General features: G+C 32.8%; 22 protein-coding genes, 8 tRNA genes and 1 other annotated feature (1 of these 31 cut by a window edge). Of the genes, 23 read left to right on the top strand and 7 right to left on the bottom strand.

Annotated features, from left to right (window positions below):
• The first annotated feature begins 29 nt into the window (after positions 1-29).
• From DP68_RS04365 to DP68_RS04400, 8 genes are all read left to right on the top strand, one after another.
• A tRNA-Asp gene (locus tag DP68_RS04365) sits at positions 30-106 on the top strand.
• A gap of 7 nt (positions 107-113) precedes the next feature.
• A tRNA-Thr gene (locus DP68_RS04370) sits at positions 114-188 on the top strand.
• A gap of 17 nt (positions 189-205) precedes the next feature.
• Positions 206-280 (top strand) — tRNA-Glu (locus DP68_RS04375).
• Between the two features lie 9 nt (positions 281-289).
• A tRNA-Val gene (locus tag DP68_RS04380) sits at positions 290-365 on the top strand.
• Between the two features lie 6 nt (positions 366-371).
• Positions 372-448, top strand: a tRNA-Asp gene (locus DP68_RS04385).
• A gap of 7 nt (positions 449-455) precedes the next feature.
• Positions 456-530 (top strand) — tRNA-Thr (locus tag DP68_RS04390).
• Between the two features lie 17 nt (positions 531-547).
• Positions 548-622: transfer RNA gene (locus DP68_RS04395), tRNA-Glu, on the top strand.
• A gap of 7 nt (positions 623-629) precedes the next feature.
• Positions 630-705: transfer RNA gene (locus tag DP68_RS04400), tRNA-Val, on the top strand.
• 54 nt (positions 706-759) lie between these two features.
• Here DP68_RS04400 and DP68_RS04405 read toward each other — a convergent pair.
• Together DP68_RS04405 and DP68_RS04410 are read right to left on the bottom strand one after the other, a co-directional pair.
• Positions 760-1,740 (bottom strand): ATP-binding protein, encoded by a 981-nt coding sequence (locus DP68_RS04405; RefSeq protein ID WP_035306653.1) that lies wholly within the window; start codon positions 1,738-1,740, stop codon positions 760-762.
• Positions 1,740-2,714 carry a DnaD domain protein gene (locus tag DP68_RS04410; RefSeq protein ID WP_035306656.1) on the bottom strand — a complete coding sequence of 325 codons (975 nt, stop codon included), beginning with the start codon at positions 2,712-2,714 and terminating at the stop codon, positions 1,740-1,742. Before DP68_RS04410 ends, DP68_RS04405 begins: the two co-directional genes overlap by 1 nt.
• Positions 2,715-2,935: 221 nt before the next feature.
• On the opposite strand from DP68_RS04410, the gene DP68_RS18845 reads away from it, so the two are divergent.
• The 15 genes from DP68_RS18845 (at position 2,936) to DP68_RS04485 (ending at position 16,121) form a co-directional block, all read left to right on the top strand.
• Positions 2,936-3,727, top strand: coding sequence for a M23 family metallopeptidase (locus DP68_RS18845; protein ID WP_052085648.1), 792 nt, complete (start codon positions 2,936-2,938; stop codon positions 3,725-3,727).
• Positions 3,728-3,819: 92 nt separating this feature from the next.
• Complete coding sequence (locus DP68_RS04420) at positions 3,820-4,629, top strand: amino acid ABC transporter substrate-binding protein (protein WP_035306659.1); 810 nt, start codon at positions 3,820-3,822, stop codon at positions 4,627-4,629.
• A gap of 11 nt (positions 4,630-4,640) precedes the next feature.
• Positions 4,641-5,282, top strand: a complete 642-nt coding sequence (locus DP68_RS04425) for an amino acid ABC transporter permease (RefSeq protein ID WP_035306662.1) — start codon at positions 4,641-4,643, stop codon at positions 5,280-5,282.
• A gap of 91 nt (positions 5,283-5,373) precedes the next feature.
• On the top strand, positions 5,374-6,456 hold the full coding sequence (locus DP68_RS04430) for a nitronate monooxygenase family protein (protein WP_035306665.1): 1,083 nt from the start codon (positions 5,374-5,376) through the stop codon (positions 6,454-6,456).
• Positions 6,440-6,892 carry a MarR family transcriptional regulator gene (locus DP68_RS04435; protein WP_035306668.1) on the top strand — a complete coding sequence of 151 codons (453 nt, stop codon included), beginning with the start codon at positions 6,440-6,442 and terminating at the stop codon, positions 6,890-6,892. The genes DP68_RS04430 and DP68_RS04435 overlap by 17 nt, the downstream gene beginning before the upstream one ends.
• A gap of 19 nt (positions 6,893-6,911) precedes the next feature.
• On the top strand, positions 6,912-7,919 hold the full coding sequence (locus DP68_RS04440; RefSeq protein WP_035306671.1) for a beta-ketoacyl-ACP synthase III: 1,008 nt from the start codon (positions 6,912-6,914) through the stop codon (positions 7,917-7,919).
• Positions 7,920-7,952: 33 nt separating this feature from the next.
• Positions 7,953-8,177, top strand: coding sequence for an acyl carrier protein (locus DP68_RS04445; protein ID WP_035306673.1), 225 nt, complete (start codon positions 7,953-7,955; stop codon positions 8,175-8,177).
• A gap of 38 nt (positions 8,178-8,215) precedes the next feature.
• Positions 8,216-9,157, top strand: coding sequence for an enoyl-[acyl-carrier-protein] reductase FabK (gene fabK, locus DP68_RS04450; RefSeq protein ID WP_035306675.1), 942 nt, complete (start codon positions 8,216-8,218; stop codon positions 9,155-9,157).
• 17 nt (positions 9,158-9,174) lie between these two features.
• Positions 9,175-10,077, top strand: coding sequence for an ACP S-malonyltransferase (gene fabD / locus DP68_RS04455; RefSeq protein ID WP_035306677.1), 903 nt, complete (start codon positions 9,175-9,177; stop codon positions 10,075-10,077).
• Positions 10,078-10,116: 39 nt separating this feature from the next.
• The gene (gene fabG / locus DP68_RS04460; RefSeq protein ID WP_035306680.1) at positions 10,117-10,863 is read left to right on the top strand and encodes a 3-oxoacyl-[acyl-carrier-protein] reductase; all 747 of its coding nucleotides are present in this window, start codon (positions 10,117-10,119) and stop codon (positions 10,861-10,863) included.
• Between the two features lies 1 nt (position 10,864).
• Entirely contained in the window at positions 10,865-12,106 is a 1,242-nt protein-coding gene (fabF, locus tag DP68_RS04465) for a beta-ketoacyl-ACP synthase II (protein ID WP_035306683.1), read from the top strand.
• The gene (accB, locus tag DP68_RS04470) at positions 12,106-12,573 is read left to right on the top strand and encodes an acetyl-CoA carboxylase biotin carboxyl carrier protein (RefSeq protein ID WP_035306686.1); all 468 of its coding nucleotides are present in this window, start codon (positions 12,106-12,108) and stop codon (positions 12,571-12,573) included. The genes fabF and accB overlap by 1 nt, the downstream gene beginning before the upstream one ends.
• Before the next feature lie 22 nt (positions 12,574-12,595).
• The gene (fabZ, locus tag DP68_RS04475) at positions 12,596-13,027 is read left to right on the top strand and encodes a 3-hydroxyacyl-ACP dehydratase FabZ (protein WP_204600165.1); all 432 of its coding nucleotides are present in this window, start codon (positions 12,596-12,598) and stop codon (positions 13,025-13,027) included.
• Positions 13,028-13,031: 4 nt separating this feature from the next.
• The gene (locus tag DP68_RS04480) at positions 13,032-14,369 is read left to right on the top strand and encodes an acetyl-CoA carboxylase biotin carboxylase subunit (protein ID WP_035306692.1); all 1,338 of its coding nucleotides are present in this window, start codon (positions 13,032-13,034) and stop codon (positions 14,367-14,369) included.
• A 12-nt stretch (positions 14,370-14,381) separates the two neighbouring features.
• Entirely contained in the window at positions 14,382-16,121 is a 1,740-nt protein-coding gene (locus DP68_RS04485) for an acetyl-CoA carboxylase carboxyl transferase subunit (protein WP_035306695.1), read from the top strand.
• Positions 16,122-16,167: 46 nt separating this feature from the next.
• Here DP68_RS04485 and DP68_RS04490 read toward each other — a convergent pair whose 3' ends face one another.
• From DP68_RS04490 to asnS, 5 genes are all read right to left on the bottom strand, one after another.
• Positions 16,168-17,364, bottom strand: a complete 1,197-nt coding sequence (locus tag DP68_RS04490) for a S8 family serine peptidase (RefSeq protein WP_035306698.1) — start codon at positions 17,362-17,364, stop codon at positions 16,168-16,170.
• A 134-nt stretch (positions 17,365-17,498) separates the two neighbouring features.
• Complete coding sequence (locus DP68_RS04495; protein ID WP_035306701.1) at positions 17,499-17,930, bottom strand: DMT family transporter; 432 nt, start codon at positions 17,928-17,930, stop codon at positions 17,499-17,501.
• A gap of 83 nt (positions 17,931-18,013) precedes the next feature.
• Positions 18,014-18,505 (bottom strand): dUTP diphosphatase, encoded by a 492-nt coding sequence (locus DP68_RS04500; protein ID WP_035306704.1) that lies wholly within the window; start codon positions 18,503-18,505, stop codon positions 18,014-18,016.
• Between the two features lie 220 nt (positions 18,506-18,725).
• Positions 18,726-19,664 carry an AEC family transporter gene (locus tag DP68_RS04505; protein WP_035306707.1) on the bottom strand — a complete coding sequence of 313 codons (939 nt, stop codon included), beginning with the start codon at positions 19,662-19,664 and terminating at the stop codon, positions 18,726-18,728.
• A 26-nt stretch (positions 19,665-19,690) separates the two neighbouring features.
• Positions 19,691-21,082: an asparagine--tRNA ligase gene (asnS, locus tag DP68_RS04510; protein ID WP_035306710.1), complete on the bottom strand. Its 1,392-nt coding sequence runs from the start codon at positions 21,080-21,082 to the stop codon at positions 19,691-19,693.
• 87 nt (positions 21,083-21,169) lie between these two features.
• Positions 21,170-21,283: a binding site (T-box leader), on the bottom strand; it runs 124 nt beyond the window's last position.

The raw sequence follows: 21,283 nt of genomic DNA on the forward strand, positions 1-21,283 counted from the left end.
TTCGATCCCTGTTGTTCCCACCACATTATGGCCCAGTGGCTCAGTTGGTTAGAGTGCCGGCCTGTCACGCCGGAGGTCGAGGGTTCGAGTCCCTTCTGGGTCGCCATAATTATGCTGGCATGGCTCAACGGTAGAGCAGCTGACTTGTAATCAGCAGGTTGTAGGTTCGATTCCTATTGCCAGCTCCATGAATTTAATAAAATAAGGCCCCTTGGTCAAGCGGTTAAGACACCACCCTTTCACGGTGGTAACACGAGTTCGAGTCTCGTAGGGGTCACCATTATAATGTGGGAGCATAGCTCAGCTGGGAGAGCATCTGCCTTACAAGCAGAGGGTCACAGGTTCGATCCCTGTTGTTCCCACCACATTATGGCCCAGTGGCTCAGTTGGTTAGAGTGCCGGCCTGTCACGCCGGAGGTCGAGGGTTCGAGTCCCTTCTGGGTCGCCATAATTATGCTGGCATGGCTCAACGGTAGAGCAGCTGACTTGTAATCAGCAGGTTGTAGGTTCGATTCCTATTGCCAGCTCCATGAATTTAATAAAATGAGGCCCCTTGGTCAAGCGGTTAAGACACCACCCTTTCACGGTGGTAACACGAGTTCGAGTCTCGTAGGGGTCACCATTAATATGGGAGCATAGCTCAGCTGGGAGAGCATCTGCCTTACAAGCAGAGGGTCACAGGTTCGATCCCTGTTGTTCCCACCATTTTTTTATTGGAGCTTAAAATAAGGTATACATCTTAGATGTATACCTTATTTTTTACTTTCTTCTTGCTACATTTTTTCTTACTCTTATATCATCGCCATAAAATTTATATAGATTAAAGTTTCCAAGTAGTCTAGATGATATTCTTTCTGAGTATGTCTTTAAAATCAATTCTAGAGTAAAGTTTGTAGAAATAATCATTTTCTTTCCTTTAAGCAGTTTTCTATTTAATAAGTTGAATAATTCTCCCTTAGAAAACTCAGTCATAGGCTCAGTGCCTAAGTCATCTATTATTAATAAGTCACAATTTAAAAGTAAATCTTCTAACTCATCATTATCTCTATAGCGTATCTCTTTTAAGTTTTCAATTAAATCAACTGCTGTTCTGTATATAACTAAATATCCGTTGTCAAAAAGCTCTTTTGCAACACAGTTAGCTAAAAAACTTTTTCCAGTTCCAGAATCCCCGTAAAATAACAAGTTTTCATTTGTATTAGGAAAGTTATTTATGAAGTTCCAACAATCATTTGCTATTTTCTCCATGTTTTTTCTAGGGCTTTCAGGCTCATTGGATCCTGCATTAGTAGAAAAGTATTCAAAGCTAAAGTTATCGAAGTTATTAGTTTTGAGGAGAACATTTAATTCAGAGTTTTGATATAATATTTTTACTAAATTATATTTATAGCAGCCACACTGCACATTGCCTATACGCCCAGTATCTTTACACTTGGCACATCTATAATGCAATTCTAAGTAATCTACAGAATAACCTCTAGAAACTAGTAGCTCTGACTTTCTTATTCTTAATTCTGTTATTTTCTCCTTTTGACTATTTATATAGGAGTTTATATCTTCTCTACCTCTTAATATATTTAAGGAAAGCTCTAAGGAAAGCTTTCCTACTTCTTTTTCTAACCTTATAACTTCGGGAAGTTTTTTTTCTATTTCTTCTCTTCTTTTTAAAAGGGCCTGTTCCTCTTGTGTCCTTATATTTTCATAAAGCTTAAGAACTTTTTCATGATAAACTTTAAGCATTATTTATCCCATCCTAACAATTTCTTTTCTAGCTCATCAAAATTATAATTTCTTTGATCATAACTATTGAAACTATCCATTTTAACTTTATAAGAGCCATTCTTTTTAATAGTCTTTTTATTATCTTTCTTGTCTATATCTTCTATAGTTTTGATACCTTCCCTTTGCCAACTATTTAAAATTCCATCTATATATTTAAAGTCAGCTTTATTTATTCGTTGAAAGCATATATCACAAGCCCTATGTATTATATCCATGCTAAAGCCATAGGTGTATAACCACTTAGTTAACATTTCTTCTTGAGGTTTCATTATTTCCCCATCTTTTATACCTAAGTAAGTTAGGATCTTCCTTATATTAATCCATTTATTTTCATGCTTTTTTATAAAGCCTTGTGCATCTTCAATGGATTTAATATTAGCATCATACCAAGCAATGGCAATGGTTTCTATATATCGGCAGTCAGTTTTGCCCTTAGAAACACAATATTGAATTAGGAGAAGTATTATCTCAGGTAAAAATGCATAGTCTTTAATCCAACCTATATACATAGTCATTTCCTTACTAGAGAGAGGTCTTCCTAAAAGCTTTTCAATATCTTGAAGCATATCTTTAGTAGAGTTTTTATTTAATTCCTCAAGTAAGTTTATGTTATTTTCATTTTCAGATGATATAGAAGTTGTAATATCTAAAAATTCTATAGTATAGTTACCCATATTATCTACAGGTATCATCTTTATAAGTCCTTCATCATTCCAATAACTCCAAGCATTAAGTACATCTGTTTCAAGTAAGTGTAGGCTACTTGCCATTATGCTGGAATTTACTCCAAGTTCTCCAGATACACAATATTTTAGCCCAAGAAGATATACTTTTACAAACTCTCCACGGGCTTTCGGCATGTACTTATCTATAAATATATTGCTTACAGGAGTATACTCAGAATGCTTATTTTTAAATACAAATGTACTCATTTATAAGCCCCCTAAAAATTCCTAATTATTTTACTTCAACTAATTATAACAAAGTATATTTATTATCTCAATAACAAATACTTGATAACTTAGCTAAAAAATAGGACATACTTATATCATATAAATAATAATAAAATTATAAGAAATGCATATAATAAGTAAGGATTGGTTAAAAATAGATTAACATAACATGTGATTAAGAATAGAAAGGAAAATAAATGATGAAAAAGAAGTTAATAATTGGGGTGCTTTCAGTAAGTATAACTTTTACTTCTACAGCTTATGTTATAAGTGCTGAAAGGATAGCAAAAGAGGCAAAGTATACGTCTAGCAGCACTATGAAAGAATCCAATATTGATATGGTTGAAGTTATATCTGTAAAATCAGATGGTAAGGAAGTTGCATTAGTTAAAGATAAATCTGAGATTAAAAAGTTGATTGATATGGTAAAGAAAGAGGCTATAAAGCAAAGTGATGTAAAAGAGGTAGAAGAAGTAAGATTGAATAGTAAAATTACATATGTACCAAAGGTAGTTAATAGCTCAGAAATAAATGACTTAGCACACTATGTTTTAAATATAGCTGTAGGTCATGATAATAATTGGCCAATAAAGTTTCAGGTAAAGGGTTATAAAGAAGGAGACAAATGGATACCAGTTTCAAGAGGAACTATTTCATCCAGCTTTGGAGAAAGATGGGGAAGGATGCATAAGGGAATAGATATAGCCGCACCTACAGGAACTCCCATATATGCAGTAAGAAAGGGCAGAGTTATATTTTCGGGATGGCAGGATGGATATGGAAAGGTAATTAAAATAGATATAGGAGAAGACACTGTTATAATATATGGCCATTGTAGTGTTCTAAATGTTAATAAAGATGATTTAGTAGATACAGGGGATAAAATTGGAGAAGTAGGAAGTACAGGAAATAGTACTGGACCACATCTTCATTTTGAAGTAAGAAAAGGTGATGTTCCTCAAAATCCAGAACCATATTTAAAAAAATATTAAAACAACATTATTTTAATGATTTACCGCTTTACAAATTTATCATGCTAAAGTATAATAAATTTATAAATTTTAAAAGTATAGGGGGATTAACTATGAAAAAGAAATTTTTATTAGGAGTAGCAGCTTTAATTTTAAGCTTTAGCATGATAGGATGTTCATCACAGGGAAGTAACAGCAAGGAAGATAAGTCTTTGGAATCAATAAAGCAAAAGGGTGAATTCGTAGTAGGACTTGATGACACCTTTGCACCTATGGGATTTAGAGATGAAAAAGGTGAAATCGTAGGAATGGATATAGATTTGGCAAAAGAAGTAGCAAAGAGAATGGGAGTTAAAGCAGTATTTAAACCGGTTGAGTGGGATGGAATAATAATGAGCTTAAACAATGGTGATATAGATCTTATATGGAATGGGTTAAGTATTACTGAAAAGAGAAAAGAGCAGATAAATTATTCAAATTCATATTTAGTTGATAGACAAGCTATAATGGTAAAGAAAGATTCAAGTGTAAAGACTAAGAAAGATTTAAAAGATAAAGTAGTAGCATTACAAATGGGAAGTACTAGTGAGGATGCAGTACAAAAGGAACCTGAATTATTAAAGTCATTTAAGGAGTTAAAGAAATATGGAAACTATGCTGAGGCTCTTATGGATTTACAAATAGGAAGAGTTGAAGCAGTAGTTATTGATGAAATAGTTGGAAGATACTATATGACTAAAAAGCCAGGAGTATATACTGTATTAGATGATTCCCTTGAAGAACAACCAATGGGAGTAGGGTTTAGAAAAGCTGACGGTAGCTTTAAGGATGAAGTAAATAAAATTCTCGATGAAATGAAAGCTGATGGCACAGCTAAAAAGATATCTGAAAAGTGGTTTGGAAAGGATCTTATTAAAAAATAGAGGTGAAATAAATGGATAATCTTCAATCATCAGTACTATTTATATTAAAGGGAAGTATAGTAACAATTAAACTATTTTCTGTTATATTTTTATTTTCTATACCAGTTGCAGTAATATTATCTCTTATGAAGGTTTCTAATAATAAAATATTAAAAGGAATAATTGGAGTATATACATGGGTGTTTAGAGGAACACCCCTTTTACTTCAATTGTTTTTTGTATACTTTGGTCTTCCGGTTACAGGGGTAAAATTATCTCGTTTTGCAGCAGCATCAATTGCTTTTATATTAAATTATTCAGCATATTTTACAGAAATATTTAGAGCTGGAATTGAGTCTATAGACAAAGGACAATATGAAGCTGCGAAGGCTTTAGGGATGAGTTATTCACAAATCATGAGAAGAGTTATAATACCTCAAGCAGTAAGAAGAGTAATACCTGCTACTTGTAATGAGGGCATAAGCTTAGTAAAGGATACAGCATTAGTAGCAACCATAGGTATGGAAGAGCTATTACGAGCAGCTAAGCAAATTCTTTCAAGGGATTTTACCATTACGCCTTTTTTTATAGCTGGATTTATATACTTAATATTAACTTCTATAGTGGTGATATTTTTCAAAAATGTGGAAAAAAAATACGCCGCTTTTGAGTAAATTTTCAAATTTTTTATTGACTTTATTTTTTTTTAGATATATACTTTGACTATCAAAATATTTGAATATCAAATAGTAGGGAGGGGAGCTTATGAATATTCCTCCTTTGCAAATTGGAGATCTAACCTTAAAAGTTCCTATTATACAGGGGGGCATGGGAATAGGAGTTTCCTTGTCAACTCTTGCAGCAGCAGTAGCGAATGAAGGAGCTTTAGGAGTGATTTCTGGGGTGCAGATAGGATTTAGAGAAGAAGACTTTAAATCTAATAGCAAAGAGGCTAATATTAGAGCTTTAAGAAAAGAAATAAGAAGAGCAAAAGAACTAAGTCCAAAGGGAGTTATAGGGCTAAACCTAATGGTAGCTATGAATAATTACGAGGACATGGTAAAAACAGCAGTAGAAGAGAAGATAGATATTATAATATCAGGAGCAGGATTACCAACTGTTTTACCAAAGCTTGTAAAGGGAAGTACTACTAAAATAGCACCTATAGTTTCATCAGCTAAGGCGACTAGAGTTATATTAAAGTTATGGGAAGAAAAGCATAATTATATCCCAGATTTAATAGTAGTAGAAGGTCCTAAGGCAGGAGGACATCTTGGTTTTAAGAGAGACGAACTAGAAGTTATCGAAAAATATGATTTAAGTAATATATTAAAAGAAGTACTTGATACTGTAAGTGAATATGAAGCTAAGCATAATTGTAAGATACCTGTTGTAGCAGCAGGTGGAGTATACTCAGGGAAAGATATAGCAGAGCTTTTAAGTATTGGCGCTTCTGGAGTACAAATGGGTACTAGATTTATAGGAACTTATGAATGTGATGCTGATGAAAAGTATAAAAGAGCATTTATAGAAAGCAAAAAAGAAGATATAGAAATAATTCAAAGTCCAGTTGGAATGCCAGGAAGAGCTATAAAGAATTCATTTATAAAGAGTGTAAACGAACAAAGACCTAAAATAGATAGATGTTATAATTGTTTGAGAAAATGTGACCCTAAAACTACCATATATTGCATATCTAATGCATTAATGGAGGCAGTTAAGGGAAACATTGAAAATGGGTTAATATTTACTGGAAGTAATGGGTATAAGATAACTAAATTGGTTACAGTAAAAGAGCTTATAAATGATCTTATTAAGGAAGTGATGGAGTATGAGCAAGTCAATTAGCATACTAAATGAGTTACTGGTGGAATTGTTCAATGATATCCTCACTATAGAACAAAATGCATTACAGTCCGGAGCGTTTAAAGATTTATCTGTGACTGAAATACATACTATAGATGCCATAGGCATGTATAGTAAAAGAACTATGTCTGAAGTTGCACAAGAGTTAAGAATTACTGTAGGAACCTTAACAACTGCAATTAATCATCTAGTAAGAAAGGGTTATGTAGAAAGAAAAAGGTCAGAGGAAGACAGAAGAAATGTATATATAAGCCTTACTAAAAGAGGAAAGCTTGCCTATAGAATTCATCAAAAGTTTCATTCAGATATGATTAAAAATACCATATTAGGACTTAATGGCGAAGAGGAAAGAGTTCTTATGGATTCTCTTGAAAAATTAAATGGTTTCTTTAAAAGTCATTATGACATAAAAAATTAAGAGAAGGAGACATAATTAAATGAATGAGGTAGAAATTATAGCAACAGGTAGCTATGTTCCAGATAGAATAGTTACTAATAAAGAGCTTTCTGAATTTGTAGATACAAATGATGAGTGGATAAGAAGTAGAACAGGTATATCAGAAAGAAGAGTTTCACTTAACGAAAATACATCAGATATTGCAGCAAAGGCAGCAATTAATGCCTTAAAAAGTTCTAACTTATCTGCTGAAGATATCGATCTTATAATAGTTGCTACAGTTACACCAGATTGTTACACTCCTTCTACTGCATGCATTGTCCAAGAAAAAATTGGAGCAAGTAAGGCCACTTGTTTTGATATTTCGGCAGCTTGCTCAGGATTTATATTTGGATTAAATATTGCATCTCAGTTTATAAAGACGGGTGCTGCAAAAAATGCATTAGTAATAGGAGCAGAGACATTATCAAAGATTTTAAACTGGAATGATAGAAATACCTGTGTATTATTTGGTGATGGAGCTGGTGCAGCCATTATAACAAAAAGTGAAAAACAAGGTATAGTAAGTTTCCATACTGGATCAGATGGAACAGGTGGAAAATTTTTAAGTTGTACTGCGGCACCTTTAAAGGTAAACAATGAAGAATTTAATAAGAAGCTTAAGGGTTCCTGTGAAAATTCCATTTATGAGGAATTGTTTTTATCTATGGAAGGTAAAGAAGTTTTTAAATTTGCAGTAAGAGCTATGAATGAAACAATTAAAGAATTATTAAAATCAAATAATTTAACTATTGATGATATAAATTATGTGATTCCACATCAAGCTAATTTAAGAATAATAGAGCATGTTGGAAAGAAGCTAAATATAGATAAAAATAAGTTTTATATAAATTTACACAAGTATGGAAATACGTCTGGAGCAAGTATTGCAATAGCACTAGATGAAGCTAATAAGAGTAATCTTTTTAAGAAAGAAGATAAATTAATATTAGTAGGATTTGGTGCAGGACTTACTTGGGGCGGAACCTTAATAAAATGGGCTATATAAATTGAGATATTTAATTTTGAGGAGGGTACAAAAATGGTTTTTGAAAAAATAAAAAATATTATTGTAGAACAATTAAATATAGAAGAAGAAGGTCTAACTTTAGAAACTAGTTTTGAGGAATTAGGAGTGGATTCATTAGATCTTTTCCAAATAGTTATAGAAATTGAAGAAGAATTTAATCTTCAAATAGAAGATGCAGAATCAATAAAAACTATAGGCGATGCAGTTAAATTTGTAGAAAATAATATAGAAGAATAAAATGAGGCCTTTTAGTATTAAATTTTTGGAGGTCAATGATGAAAAGTAATAAATTTTGTGAAATGATAGGTATTGAATATCCAATTATCCAAGGAGCTATGGCATGGATAGCAGATAGTAGTTTAGCTGCTGCTGTATCTAATGCAGGGGGACTTGGAATTATTGCTACTGGCAATATGCCTGTAGAACTTGTAAGAGAAGAAATAAGAAAAGCCAAAGAGCTTACAAATAAGCCGTTTGGAGTTAATATAATGCTTTTAAGTCAAAATGCTGAGGAAGTTGCAAGGATAGTTTGTGAAGAAAAGATAAAAGTGGTAACCACAGGTGCAGGGAGTCCAGGAAAGTATATGGAGATGTGGAAGAGCCATGATATAAAAGTTATCCCAGTAGTAGCTTCAGTAGCACTTGCAAAGAGAATGGAGAAAGCAGGTGCAGATGCAATTATAGCAGAAGGATGCGAATCAGGAGGCCATGTAGGAGAACTTACAACTATGGCATTAGTGCCTCAGGTAGTAGATGCTGTAAGTGTTCCTGTAATTGCAGCAGGAGGAATTGGAGATAAAAGAGGAGTAGCAGCAGCCTTTATGCTTGGAGCAGTAGCAATACAAGTAGGAACAAGGTTTTTAGTAGCTAAGGAATGTAATATACATGAAAATTATAAGCAAAAAGTTTTAACTGCTAAAGATATAGAAACTGTAGTCACAGGAAGAAGTACAGGTCATCCTGTAAGAGTACTTAGAAATAAGCTTACAAGAAAGTTTCAAATCTTAGAAAAGGAAAATGCTCCTTCAGAAGAGTTGGATAAATTAGGAAAAGGCGCATTAGTAAAGGCCGTTAAAGAAGGAGATTTGGATAATGGGTCCTTTATGTCAGGTCAAATTGCTGGCTTGATAAATAAAGAAGAAACCTGTAAAGAAATAATAGAAGAAATGTTTGATTTAGTAAACTTATTAGAAAAAATTAATAAAGATATTAGATAGATAAAGAGGAGATAAGTATGAGTAATTCAAGTAAAGTAGCTTTCATTTTTCCAGGACAGGGAGCTCAATATGTAGGGATGGGCAAGGAATTATATGAAAATCATCCTAAGTGTAGAGAAGTATTTCAAGAGGCAAGTTATGCTTTGGGTTTCGACATGGCAAAGCTATGTTTTGAGGGACCTGAGGAAAAATTAAACAGTACAGAATTTACTCAACCAGCTATTTTAACTGTAAGTATCGCAGCATTAAAGCTACTAGAAGAAGAAGGGATAAGACCTGATGTAGTAGCAGGATTAAGCCTTGGTGAATATTCTGCATTAGTTACAGCAGGTGTAATTAAGTTTAAAGATGCAGTAGCTTTAGTAAAGAAAAGAGGAAGGTTTATGCAAGAGGCTGTTCCCAGTGGAATAGGTGGAATGGCTGCAGTGCTAAAACTTGATGAAAAGCAAATTTATGAAGTATGTGAAATAGCTAAAGAAAAGGGTATAGTGGAACCAGCTAACTTTAACTGTCCAGGGCAAATAGTTATTGCCGGGGAAATGGAAGCTTTAAGTTATGCTTGCGAAATAGCTAAGGAAAAGGGAGCGCTAAAAACTGTAATGCTTCCTGTAAGCGGGCCTTTTCATAGCTCTATGCTTAAAGATGCGGCAGATAAGCTTTATGAGGAACTACAAAACTTAGAGATCTCAAAGCCTAATATACCTGTTATAACAAATGTTACAGGGGAATACATGAATGAAGATAGTATCAGGGAGACATTAAGACTTCAAGTTATGACTTCTGTAAAATGGGAACATAGTATAAGAAAAATGATAGAAGAAGGTGTAGAGTCCTTTATAGAAATTGGGCCTGGAAAAACCTTAAGTTCTTTTGTAAAGAAGATAGATAGAAAATTAAAAACTATTAATTATGGAGCATAATCAATTGCTCCATTATAAGTTAGAGAAGGAGTTGTTAGTTTGGATAGAGCACTGGAAGGAAAGGTGGCTATAGTTACTGGAGGAAGCAGAGGCATAGGAAAGGCAATATGCTTTAAACTTGCGAGCCTAGGAGCTAATATAGTAATTAACTATAGAAGTAGTAATAATTTAGAAGAACTAGTTGGAGAGATTAAAGGCATGAATGTAGAATGTATTGCTATTAAAGGAGATATAAGTGATTTTACCGAATCAGAAGTTATAATAAAGGAAACAATAAATAAGTTTGGAAGAATAGACATTCTTGTAAATAACGCAGGTATAACTTTAGATGGATTGGTCATGAGAATGAAAGAAGAAGACTTTGATAAAGTTATAAATGTAAACCTAAAGGGTGCATTTAATTGTATTAGACATGTATCTTCTGTAATGGTTAAACAAAGATATGGTAAAATAATAAATATGTCTTCTGTAGTAGGAATTACAGGTAATGCAGGCCAAGCAAACTATGCTGCTGCAAAGGCAGGAATAATAGGTCTTACTAAAAGTGTAGCTAGAGAACTAGCATCAAGAGGGATAAATGTTAATGCAATAGCACCTGGCTTTATAGAAACCGATATGACAAGTAGTTTATCAGATAAAGTTAAGGAAGAATCAGTAAAGAGTATACCACTTAAGAGATTTGGAAAAGCAGAAGATGTAGCAGAATTAGTGGCGTTCTTAGCTTCTGATAGTGCCTCATATATAACAGGTCAGGTTATAAATGTAGATGGAGGAATGGTGATATAACTTGGAAAATAGAGTAGTAATTACAGGAATGGGAGCTATAACTCCCCTAGGAAATAATGTTAAGGATTTTTGGAATGGTCTAAAAGAAGGAAAATGTGGAATAGATTTCATAAAGGCATTTGATACAGAAAACTTCAAGTCCAAACTAGCAGCAGAGGTTAAGGATTTTAAGCCAGAAGATACAATTGATAAAAGAGAAGCTAAAAGAATGGATAGATATTCACAGTTTGCAGTGGCAGCTGCTGTAGAAGCTATGGAAGACTCAAAGCTTGATTTAGAAACTATAAATAAGGATAGGCTTGGAGTAGTTGTAGGTTCTGGAATAGGTGGGATAGACACTGTTGAAAAGCAACATGGAACTCTTGTGGAAAAGGGACCTGGTAGAGTACATCCATTGTTTATACCAATGATTATAAGTAATATGGCAGCAGGAAATATTGCTATAAGATTTGGAGCAAGAAATATATGTACAACAGTTGTTACTGCCTGTGCTACAGGTACAAATGCCATCGGCGAAGCATTTGAAATGATAAAATCGGGAAGAGCAGACGTAATAATAGCGGGAGGAACAGAGGCATCTATAACTCCTCTTTCAGTAGCAGGCTTTATAACATTAACTGCTTTAAGTAAAAGTACAGATCCAAGCAGAGCATCAATACCTTTCGATAAGGAAAGAGCAGGATTTGTAATGGGAGAAGGAGCAGGGATAGTTGTTTTAGAATCTTTAGAACATGCATTAAAAAGAGAAGCTAATATATATGGTGAGGTAGTGGGCTACGGATCAACTTGTGACGCTTATCATATAACATCTCCAGCACCAGGTGGAGAAGGAGCAGCAAGAGCTATGAAAATGGCGCTAGAAGAAGCTAATATTAAACCAGAGGATGTTTCTTATATTAATGCTCATGGAACAGGAACAGAAGTTAATGATAAACTTGAAACAGCAGCAATAAAACTAGTATTTGGTGATAAGGCTAAAGAAGTACCAGTGAGTTCCACTAAATCTATGACTGGACATCTTTTAGGAGCAGCGGGCGCAGTAGAAGCTATAGCTTGTATAAAAGCTATGGAAGATAGTTTTATACCTCCAACCATTGGATATAAAGTTCCTGATGAAGAATGTGATTTGGATTGTGTTCCAAATAAGGGAAGAGAGAAAGAACTTAAATATACAATGTCAAACTCATTAGGTTTTGGTGGACATAATGCAGTTATTTTATTAAAAAAATGGAGTGATAAGTAATGGATTTTAAGGGAATTACTGAACTTATTAAGGTAATGAGTAGTTCTAATATAAAACTTCTTGAGGTTCAAGAAAATGGAATATCAATAAAGATGGAAAAGGATTCACAAGGTATAGTTATTAAAAACGAAACACCTGTAGTCAATCCCCCAAGTTATGATATTCTTGATGAGGAAGTAAGTAGAGATTTAGCTGTAGAAAAAAAGGAAGTAGTAAATGATGTCAATGTATATACCATAACTTCACCTATAGTGGGAACCTTTTACGGTTCACCATCACCTGATAAAGATTCTTTTATAAAAGAAGGAAAAGAAGTGAAGAAAGGTGATACTATTTGTATCATTGAAGCCATGAAGCTTATGAATGAAATACAAAGTGAAGTGGATGGAGAAGTTTTAGAGATTCTTGTAAGTGATGGAGATATGGTAGAGTATGGTCAGGAAATGGTAAAAATAAGAAAGCTTTAATTTATAAATAAGCTAGGAGGTTATTATGGAAGGTTTAGATATAAAAGATATTATGGAAATAATTCCTCATAGATATCCATTTTTATTGTTAGATAAAATAGAGGAATTAGAACCAGGTAAAAGAGTAGTAGGAATAAAAAATGTTACTATGAATGATAACTTTTTTCAAGGTCATTTCCCAGGTAACCCTGTTATGCCAGGAGTGCTTATAGTTGAAGCTTTAGCTCAAGCTGGTGCAGTAGCAGTTTTAAGTCTTGAGGAGTTTAAGGGTAAAACTCCATATTTTGCAGGAGTTAATAAGGCTAGATTCAGAAAAAAGGTTGTACCAGGGGATACTTTAAAACTTCAAGTAGAACTTACTAAATTAAGAGGAAATTTTGGTGTTGGAGATGCCGTTGCATTAGTAGGTAATGAGAAAGTAGCGGAAGCCGAAATTATGTTTATGATAGGGTGATTATATGTTTAAGAAAATATTAATAGCAAATCGAGGAGAAATTGCAGTAAGAATAATAAGAGCATGCAGGGAAATGGGAATAGAAACTGTTGCAGTTTATTCCACTGCAGATAAAGATGCGCTACATGTTCAAATGGCAGATGAAGCAGTTTGCATTGGACCCCCTGCGTCAAAGGATAGTTACTTGAATGTAAAGAATATCTTAAGTGCTACAGTACTTACAGGTGCAGAAGCAATACATCCTGGATTCGGATTTTTATCTGAGAATAGCAAATTTGCACAAATGTGCAATGAATGTAACATAACATTTATAGGCCCTGATGCTGAAACCATAGACTCTATGGGTAATAAATCCAATGCTAGAAAAATGATGATAGAATCAGGGATTCCTGTAATCCCTGGAGTAGAAGAAAAAATTACGGAAGAAAATATAAAGGGCATAGCAAATGATATAGGATATCCAGTTATGATTAAGGCATCAGCAGGTGGCGGCGGAAGAGGAATAAGAATTGTAAGAGAAGAAAAAGAATTATTGGATGCGTTTTTTGCAGCAAGGGAAGAATCTAGAGTTGCCTTTGGAGATGATGACGTATATGTGGAAAAGTATATAGAAAATCCTAGACATATAGAAATTCAAATCCTTGCAGATAACTACGGAAATGTGCTATATCTAGGAGAAAGAGACTGTTCTATTCAAAGAAGAAATCAAAAGGTTTTAGAAGAGGCTCCAAGTCCAATAATGACTGAAGAATTAAGAAGTAAAATGGGAGAGGCAGCTGTTAAAGCAGCTAAATATGTAAATTATAAAAATGCCGGAACCATAGAATTCTTAGTAGATAAACACATGAACTTTTACTTTATGGAAATGAATACAAGAATACAAGTGGAACATCCTATAACTGAGTTTATAACTGGTGTAGATTTGATAAAAGAGCAAATAAAAATAGCATCAGGAGAGAGATTGAAATTTACACAAGAAGACATTCAGATAAAAGGGCATGCTATAGAATTTAGAGTAAATGCAGAGGATCCTTCAAAAAACTTTATGCCGTGTCCAGGAAGAATAGATGGATTATTTATGCCAGGGGGATTAGGTGTAAGGGTAGATAGTGCAATATATGAAGGATATACTATATCTCCATATTATGATTCAATGATAGGAAAACTCATTGTATATGGAAAAGATAGAAATGAAGCTATAAATAAAATGAGAAGAGCATTAGGTGAATTTTTGATAGAAGGACTTACAACTAATATAGAGTATGCATTTAAGATTATTGATAATGCGGAATTTAATGAAGGAAATTATGATACAGGATTTGTAGGTAGAAACCTAATGTAGGAGATGATTTTGGTGTTTAAAGGATTATTTAAAAAGACTAAATATATAACCGTAAGTACTCAAAATTTAAATACATCAGTAAATGATAAGGAAGAACAAAAACCTAATATTCCAGGAGGAATGTGGGAGAAGTGTGAAAAGTGCGGGCAAATAATATATATCAACGATTTGAAGGAAAATAATAAAGTATGTAATTTTTGTAAGTATCATTTTAAGATGCCTGCATATGAAAGAATAGAATCTATTTTAGATGAAGGAAGTTTTCAAGAGCTAAATAAAGAAATGAAAACTTTGAATCCATTGGACTTTGAAGGATATGAAGAAAAGGTAGAGCTTTCAAAGGAAACTACAGGACTTAAAGAAGCTGTTATTACAGGAACAGGAACTATAAATGAACAAGATGTTGTAATTTGTGTTATGGATAGCAGATTTTTAATGGCAAGTATGGGATCTGTAGTAGGAGAAAAGCTTACAAGAGCAATTGAATTTGCAACTAAAAAAGGATTACCTCTTATAATTTTTACAGCATCAGGTGGTGCTAGAATGCAGGAGGGAATGTTCTCTCTAATGCAAATGGCTAAGGTTAATTCAGCACTTGCAAGATTTAAGGAAAAGGGATTACTATATATTTCTGTAATTACAAATCCTACCACAGGAGGAGTTACTGCTAGTTTTGCAATGGTGGCAGATATAGTAATTGCAGAGCCAGGAGCACTAATTGGTTTTGCAGGAAAAAGAGTTATTGAGCAAACCGTTAATGAAAAGCTTCCAGAAGGATTTCAAACAGCTGAGTTTATGTTAAAGCGTGGATTTATAGATAAGATAATTCACAGAAAAAATTTAAGAAATGCCCTAGGATATTTAGTAAAGGTTCATAGAAATGACTGTATTAAGGATATTAATAACATTGAAAACAATGAAGACGGTAAGGAAAGTATTGAAGAATGCAATGGATTAACGGCCTGGCAAAAGTTAAACCTTGTTAGAAAGGCTAATAGACCTACTGCTCTTCACTATATAGATAAAATATTTGATAATTTTATAGAAATGCATGGAGATAGATACTTTGGAGATGACGGATGCATAATAGGTGGAATAGCTACTATAAATGGCATGCCTTTCACAGTAATAGCTCAGCAAAAAGGTAGAGATCTAAAGGAAAATATAAAAAGAAATTTTGGAATGCCAAATCCTGAGGGATATAGGAAGGCATTAAGACTTATGAGGCAAGCAGAAAAGTTTAAAAGACCTATTATTTGTTTTGTGGATACACCAGGAGCTTATCCAGGTATAGGAGCAGAAGAAAGAGGTCAGGGGGAAGCTATAGGAAACAACATTTTAGAAATGAGTCAAATCAAATCTCCTATTATTTCTATAGTAATAGGGGAAGGCGGAAGCGGAGGAGCTTTAGCTTTAGCCGTAGCTGATGAAGTATGGATGCTTGAAAATGCCATTTATTCTATATTAACTCCTGAGGGATTTGCAAGCATACTATGGAAGAATTCTTCAAGGGCCGAAGAAGCTTCGGAGATAATGAAAATAACTGCACAAAACCTAAAAGAGTTTAAGATAATAGACAAGATTTTAAAGGAACCATCAGGAGATGCATCTACAGATGTAGAAAGATTATCCGAAGAATTAAAGATAAGTCTAATAAGCAAAATTAATGAATTATCTTTATTATCAGATGAAGAGTTGTTACAAAAAAGATATGATAAATTTAGAAATATGGGTATGTATTCAGAATTTTAATTTTTAGGGAGTAATGCAATATAAGATTGTATTACTCCTTAGTGACTTATGGAAGTAATTTTTCTATATCTATTACTCCAGCACCTTGTATCCATCTTGATATATTTAGCATATTACAAGATATTTTTAAAAGAGAAGTAACGTCTTTAAATGTAAGATCAGGATTAGTTTCAAATAATAAAGCACAAAGCCCTGATATATAGGCTGCTGCACAGGAGGTACCAGTATATGTGATATAGGGGTCATCTAAAGGTCGAGGATATATACGCCTATTATTACGTTCAGATATATAGTTTATATTAGAGTTTAGAGAACATATATCTACACAAGATGCAGATAAGTTAGGTTTATCTAACTTTCCTACAGGTCCTGAGGATGAATTGGCATAAGCCTTTAAATCATCAGAGGAAGTATCAATTCCACCTACAGTAATACAATTTGATAAAGTTGCTATACCTCTTATAGAACATTCTATGTTTCCATTATGTCCAGAAGGAACAACAACAACTATTCCATTATCAACTGCCTTTTGAAATAACTTAGAAAATAATGATAATATAAATTCATTGTTTTCATGAAGTTCACAAGGTAAGCATATAACCTTTATGTTATAGATATCCTTTTCTTCTATTAGCTTGTTTAAAGAGAATAGTATATTAGATACATAACCCTTTCCTAAGTTATCAAAGGCTTTTATGCAATACAAATTGCTATTAATAGCTACCCCTCTATAAACTCCTTTAGATGCAGATCCATTACCACATAATATGCCGCTTATAAAGGTTCCATGTCCATTATCATCATATGGATACTTATATTGATTTATTAAATCAATAAAGCACTTAATTCTATTATAAGGATTTACTAAATCCATGTGTGGATAAACTCCACTGTCAATTAAGCCAATGGTAATTCCTTTTCCAGTAAGCTTATGATTGCTTTGTAAAGCACATCCATTTGACTTTAATATGCTTTTAGCACAAAGAAAAGCCATTGTATCTAAGGATATATAGCTTATACTGGGAAACTCCAATAGCCGTTCTATTGCATTAGGAGATAAATTAGCTACAATGCAATTTATATCAGGAAGTGAATGAATAACATGGCCTCTATAGCTTTTTATTTTCCCCTCTATTTTTTCTTGGAGCAGCTTACAATGAATAATAACTCTTAAGCTTTTGTAAAGCTTATTTTTTACGAGTACCTTTAAATCAGGGCTTAATTTACTTTTAAAAAAATACATAGTAAGATACTCCTTAAAATTTATTCCATTATATATTATAGTGATAAAGAGATATATATGTGATAAAAACTATATAAAATTTTAAAATTCATTTTGTGAATATTTAGGAGGTACAAAATGTATCTCCTAAGAATTTAACATTTCCATTTAAATATAATAATACCTATAATCATAACTCCAACTCCAATTATTTTTGTTAGTCCAAATTTAACTTGGGCGGAATCAAAAAGTCCAAAGGCATCTATAATAGCAGCGGCAGTTAATTGCGCTACCAATATAGTTGCAATGGAGCAGGTAGGACCAAGTGATTTTATTCCCATCATAACTGTATATATTATTATCACACCTAATATTCCACCGGTAAGGTATAACTTGTTTGCTGCACGTAAATTTTTAAAGCTGCCATTTCCCGAAATTAGAAGTGCTATTAAAGTAACAATTAAGCCAGTACCTTGAACAAATACATTTGTTTCCCAAATTCCTATTTTTTCACCAAGTCTTGTGTTGAATACTCCCTGAAAACTCATAGCTATTCCTGCAATTATCGAAAAAATTATTCCTAGCATAATTAATTTATCACTCTCCTTTTTTTTAGTGTAACCAAAGAAGAATGTAATTATAAAAAAAAGAAGTAGTTAAAAACTACCTCTTAATATCCAATAACCTGTCTTTGATGATTTATGAAATTTTTTTTATGATAACCTTTTTCGATATCCTCATCTGTAAAATTTAAATACTTACCTAATAACAGAAAGTCTTCAAATAAAGTTTGATAGTGATCTTTAGAAGGGCAAATTATAAAATCATTTACATCTATATACAAGTTTGTAAATTTATCTGTTATATCTGCTTGTAAGCTAACATCAGGTATAGTAAGTGATATATCAGTATAGTTTTTTTCAAGGCCTATGGTTAATATAAAATGAAGACAATCCACATATTCTTCCAAGATAACATCTTTTGAAGATGGACCTTTAGTGCTCCAGTACTTAAAGCAACGTGTTTCATTAGCAAGCTCCGCTATTTCAACTTGAAGTGCAAGTAACTTTTGCGGCAAAAGGGGTTTATCTTGAAGATTATGTTGGTTTATTATATATTCATCCAGCTTTTCTTGCATTACAAAAAGATTTTTAAGATTCATATTGTAAGGCCGCCTTTCTATATACTCTTCTTAAGATTTTAGTTACATAATATATTTTATATAAACTTATTAAAAAGTTAAAGGTGCAGCAATCGGTTACATGAAAATTTTTTTATATATGTGTGAAAAATGGATTAAAGTAAATGTGAAAACGGTTTTCTTAGGTTAAATCGTTGATAAATAAAAGAAACACCGCAAAGCGATGTTTCTTTTATTTACATTAGGTTAACAAAACCTTATAAATAGGAATAATAAGTACACTTAATAAGGTACTAATTGCAACCATAACAGCTGCATATTTATAATCTGCATCATAAATCCTTGACATAATAGCTGTGTTGGTCATTGCAGGCATTGCTGCTTGTACAGTAAATACGTTTTTCATTAGTGGAGGAAGTGGGTAAACAAGAATAACAATAAGAACTAGTATGGGGGAAATTACAAAACGACCTATGAGTGACCCGATCATATCCTTATCTACTTTAATTCCCTTAAAATCAACATAGTAAATAGTATTACCTATAAAGATCATAGATAAAGGTGTAGTGATGTTTCCTAAATATCTACAGCTATCTAATATAAAGCTTGGAAGTTTAATACCTAAAAGAATTAATACTATAGCCGATGAAAAACCTAAAAGAGGAGGGGAAATTATTCTCTTTAATGTATCTTTAGAAAATAACTTAGCTCCACCAGTCTTTCCATCTTTACTTATTTCATAAACCCCAATTGTCCAAAAGAATGTTGTATTTGCTATATAATATAAAAGTACATAAGGAACACTTTGTTCTCCAAATAGAGCTAGATTTACAGGAAGACCCATATATATGGTATTTGATACAAAGAATATAGATTGGAATGCTCCCTGTCTTCCCTTTCTTACTCTAAATATACGACAAAAGATCTTGGCACAAATATAAGATAAAGCAATGGAGGCAAAGGGAACAAATAGTCCCTTGCCAGCATCTAAAAGTTTTTCCTTGTCGAAGTTAACCATTAAGTTATTTATCATCATAGTAGGAAGTCCTATATTGGTAATTAATTTTGCAAAAACCTTAGCATTTTCTTCATCAATCCACTTTTTATGTGTTAGAAAATACCCTAGTGCTATCATTATTACTATGCTAAATACACTCCCTAAGGCATCTAAAAAAGCCATTGAACTCCCCCTTTAAAAATTATTTATTAAAATTCAGCAGAACCTGTAGTTCTTGGATAAGGAATAACATCTCTAATATTAGAAATTCCGGTGATATACATTATTATTCTTTCAAAGCCTAAGCCAAATCCAGCGTGTTTAGTACCACCATATTTTCTAAGCTCTAAGTACCACCAGTAATCTTCCTTATTAAGGCCTAATTCTTCCATTCTTTTTTCAAGGACATCAAGACGTTCTTCTCTTTGGCTTCCACCTATTATTTCCCCAACTCCAGGAACAAGTAAGTCAGCAGCAGCAACTGTTTTATCATCATCATTTAATCTCATATAAAATGCCTTTATATCCTTTGGATAATCAGTAACAAATACAGGTTTTTTAAATATTTTTTCTGTTAAGTATCTCTCGTGTTCAGTTTGTAGATCTATTCCCCATTCAACTGGATATTCAAAATTTTCTCCGCAATTTTTAAGAAGTTCTACAGCTTCAGTATAGGAGACTCTTTTAAATTCTGAATTAACTACATTATTTAATCTCTCAAATAAGCCTTTATCTACAAAGCTATTAAAGAATTCCATTTCCTCAGGAGCATTTTCCATTACATAGTTAATTACGTATTTAACCATATCTTCAGCTAAATCCATGTCATCTTGTAAGTCTGCAAAAGCCATTTCAGGTTCGATCATCCAAAACTCAGCTGCATGTCTTGCAGTATTAGAATTTTCAGCTCTGAATGTAGGGCCAAAAGTATATACATTTCTAAAAGCTAATGCATAGGTTTCAGCAGATAACTGACCGCTTACTGTAAGATTAGATTCTTTAGCGAAAAAGTCCTTTGAAAAGTCTATATTACCATCTTCAGTTTTGGGAATGTTATTCAAGTCTAAAGTGGTAACCTTAAACATTTCCCCTGCACCTTCACAATCACTGCCAGTAATTATTGGAGTGTGAACATATACAAATGCTCTTTCATTAAAGAATTTATGTATAGCAAAGGCAGCTAGTGAACGCACCCTAAATACTGCAGAAAACATATTACTTCTTGGTCTTAAGTGTGCTATAGTTCTTAAGAATTCAACAGTATGTCTTTTCTTTTGCAGTGGATAATCTGAAGATGAAAGTCCTTCAATTATTATTTTTGAAGCGTGTAATTCAAAAGCTTGCTTTGAATTAGGTGTAGCCACTACCTTTCCTTCTACTGTTAAGGATGAGCTTATAGCAAGTTTTGTAATTTCTGCAAAGTTATCAAGCTTATCATCAAATACTATTTGAACATTTTTAAAGAAACTTCCATCATTTAATTCTATAAAACCAAATGTTTTAGAATTTCTTTGAGTTCTTATCCACCCAGATATGCTAATTTCTTTGTCTGTAAACTTTTCTGTTTCTCTGTAAAGCTGTTTAATTAATATAGTTTCCATAGTTATCCTCCCTATATCTAATTATATTATGTAAAAATTTATTTATATGTTATAAATAATTTGTAAAATAAAAAAAGACTTTCATCCTAAAGGGACGAAAGTCTTATATTCGCGGTACCACCCAATTTGCCAAAAGGCCTCTTAGCTACATAGAAAAATCTACATACCAACTATAAGGTGTTGGGAACCTCTAAGCCTACT

This window comes from Clostridium sp. HMP27 (genome assembly GCF_000765165.1).
In the GTDB taxonomy this organism is placed as follows: Bacteria; Bacillota; Clostridia; order Clostridiales; family Clostridiaceae; genus Clostridium_AK.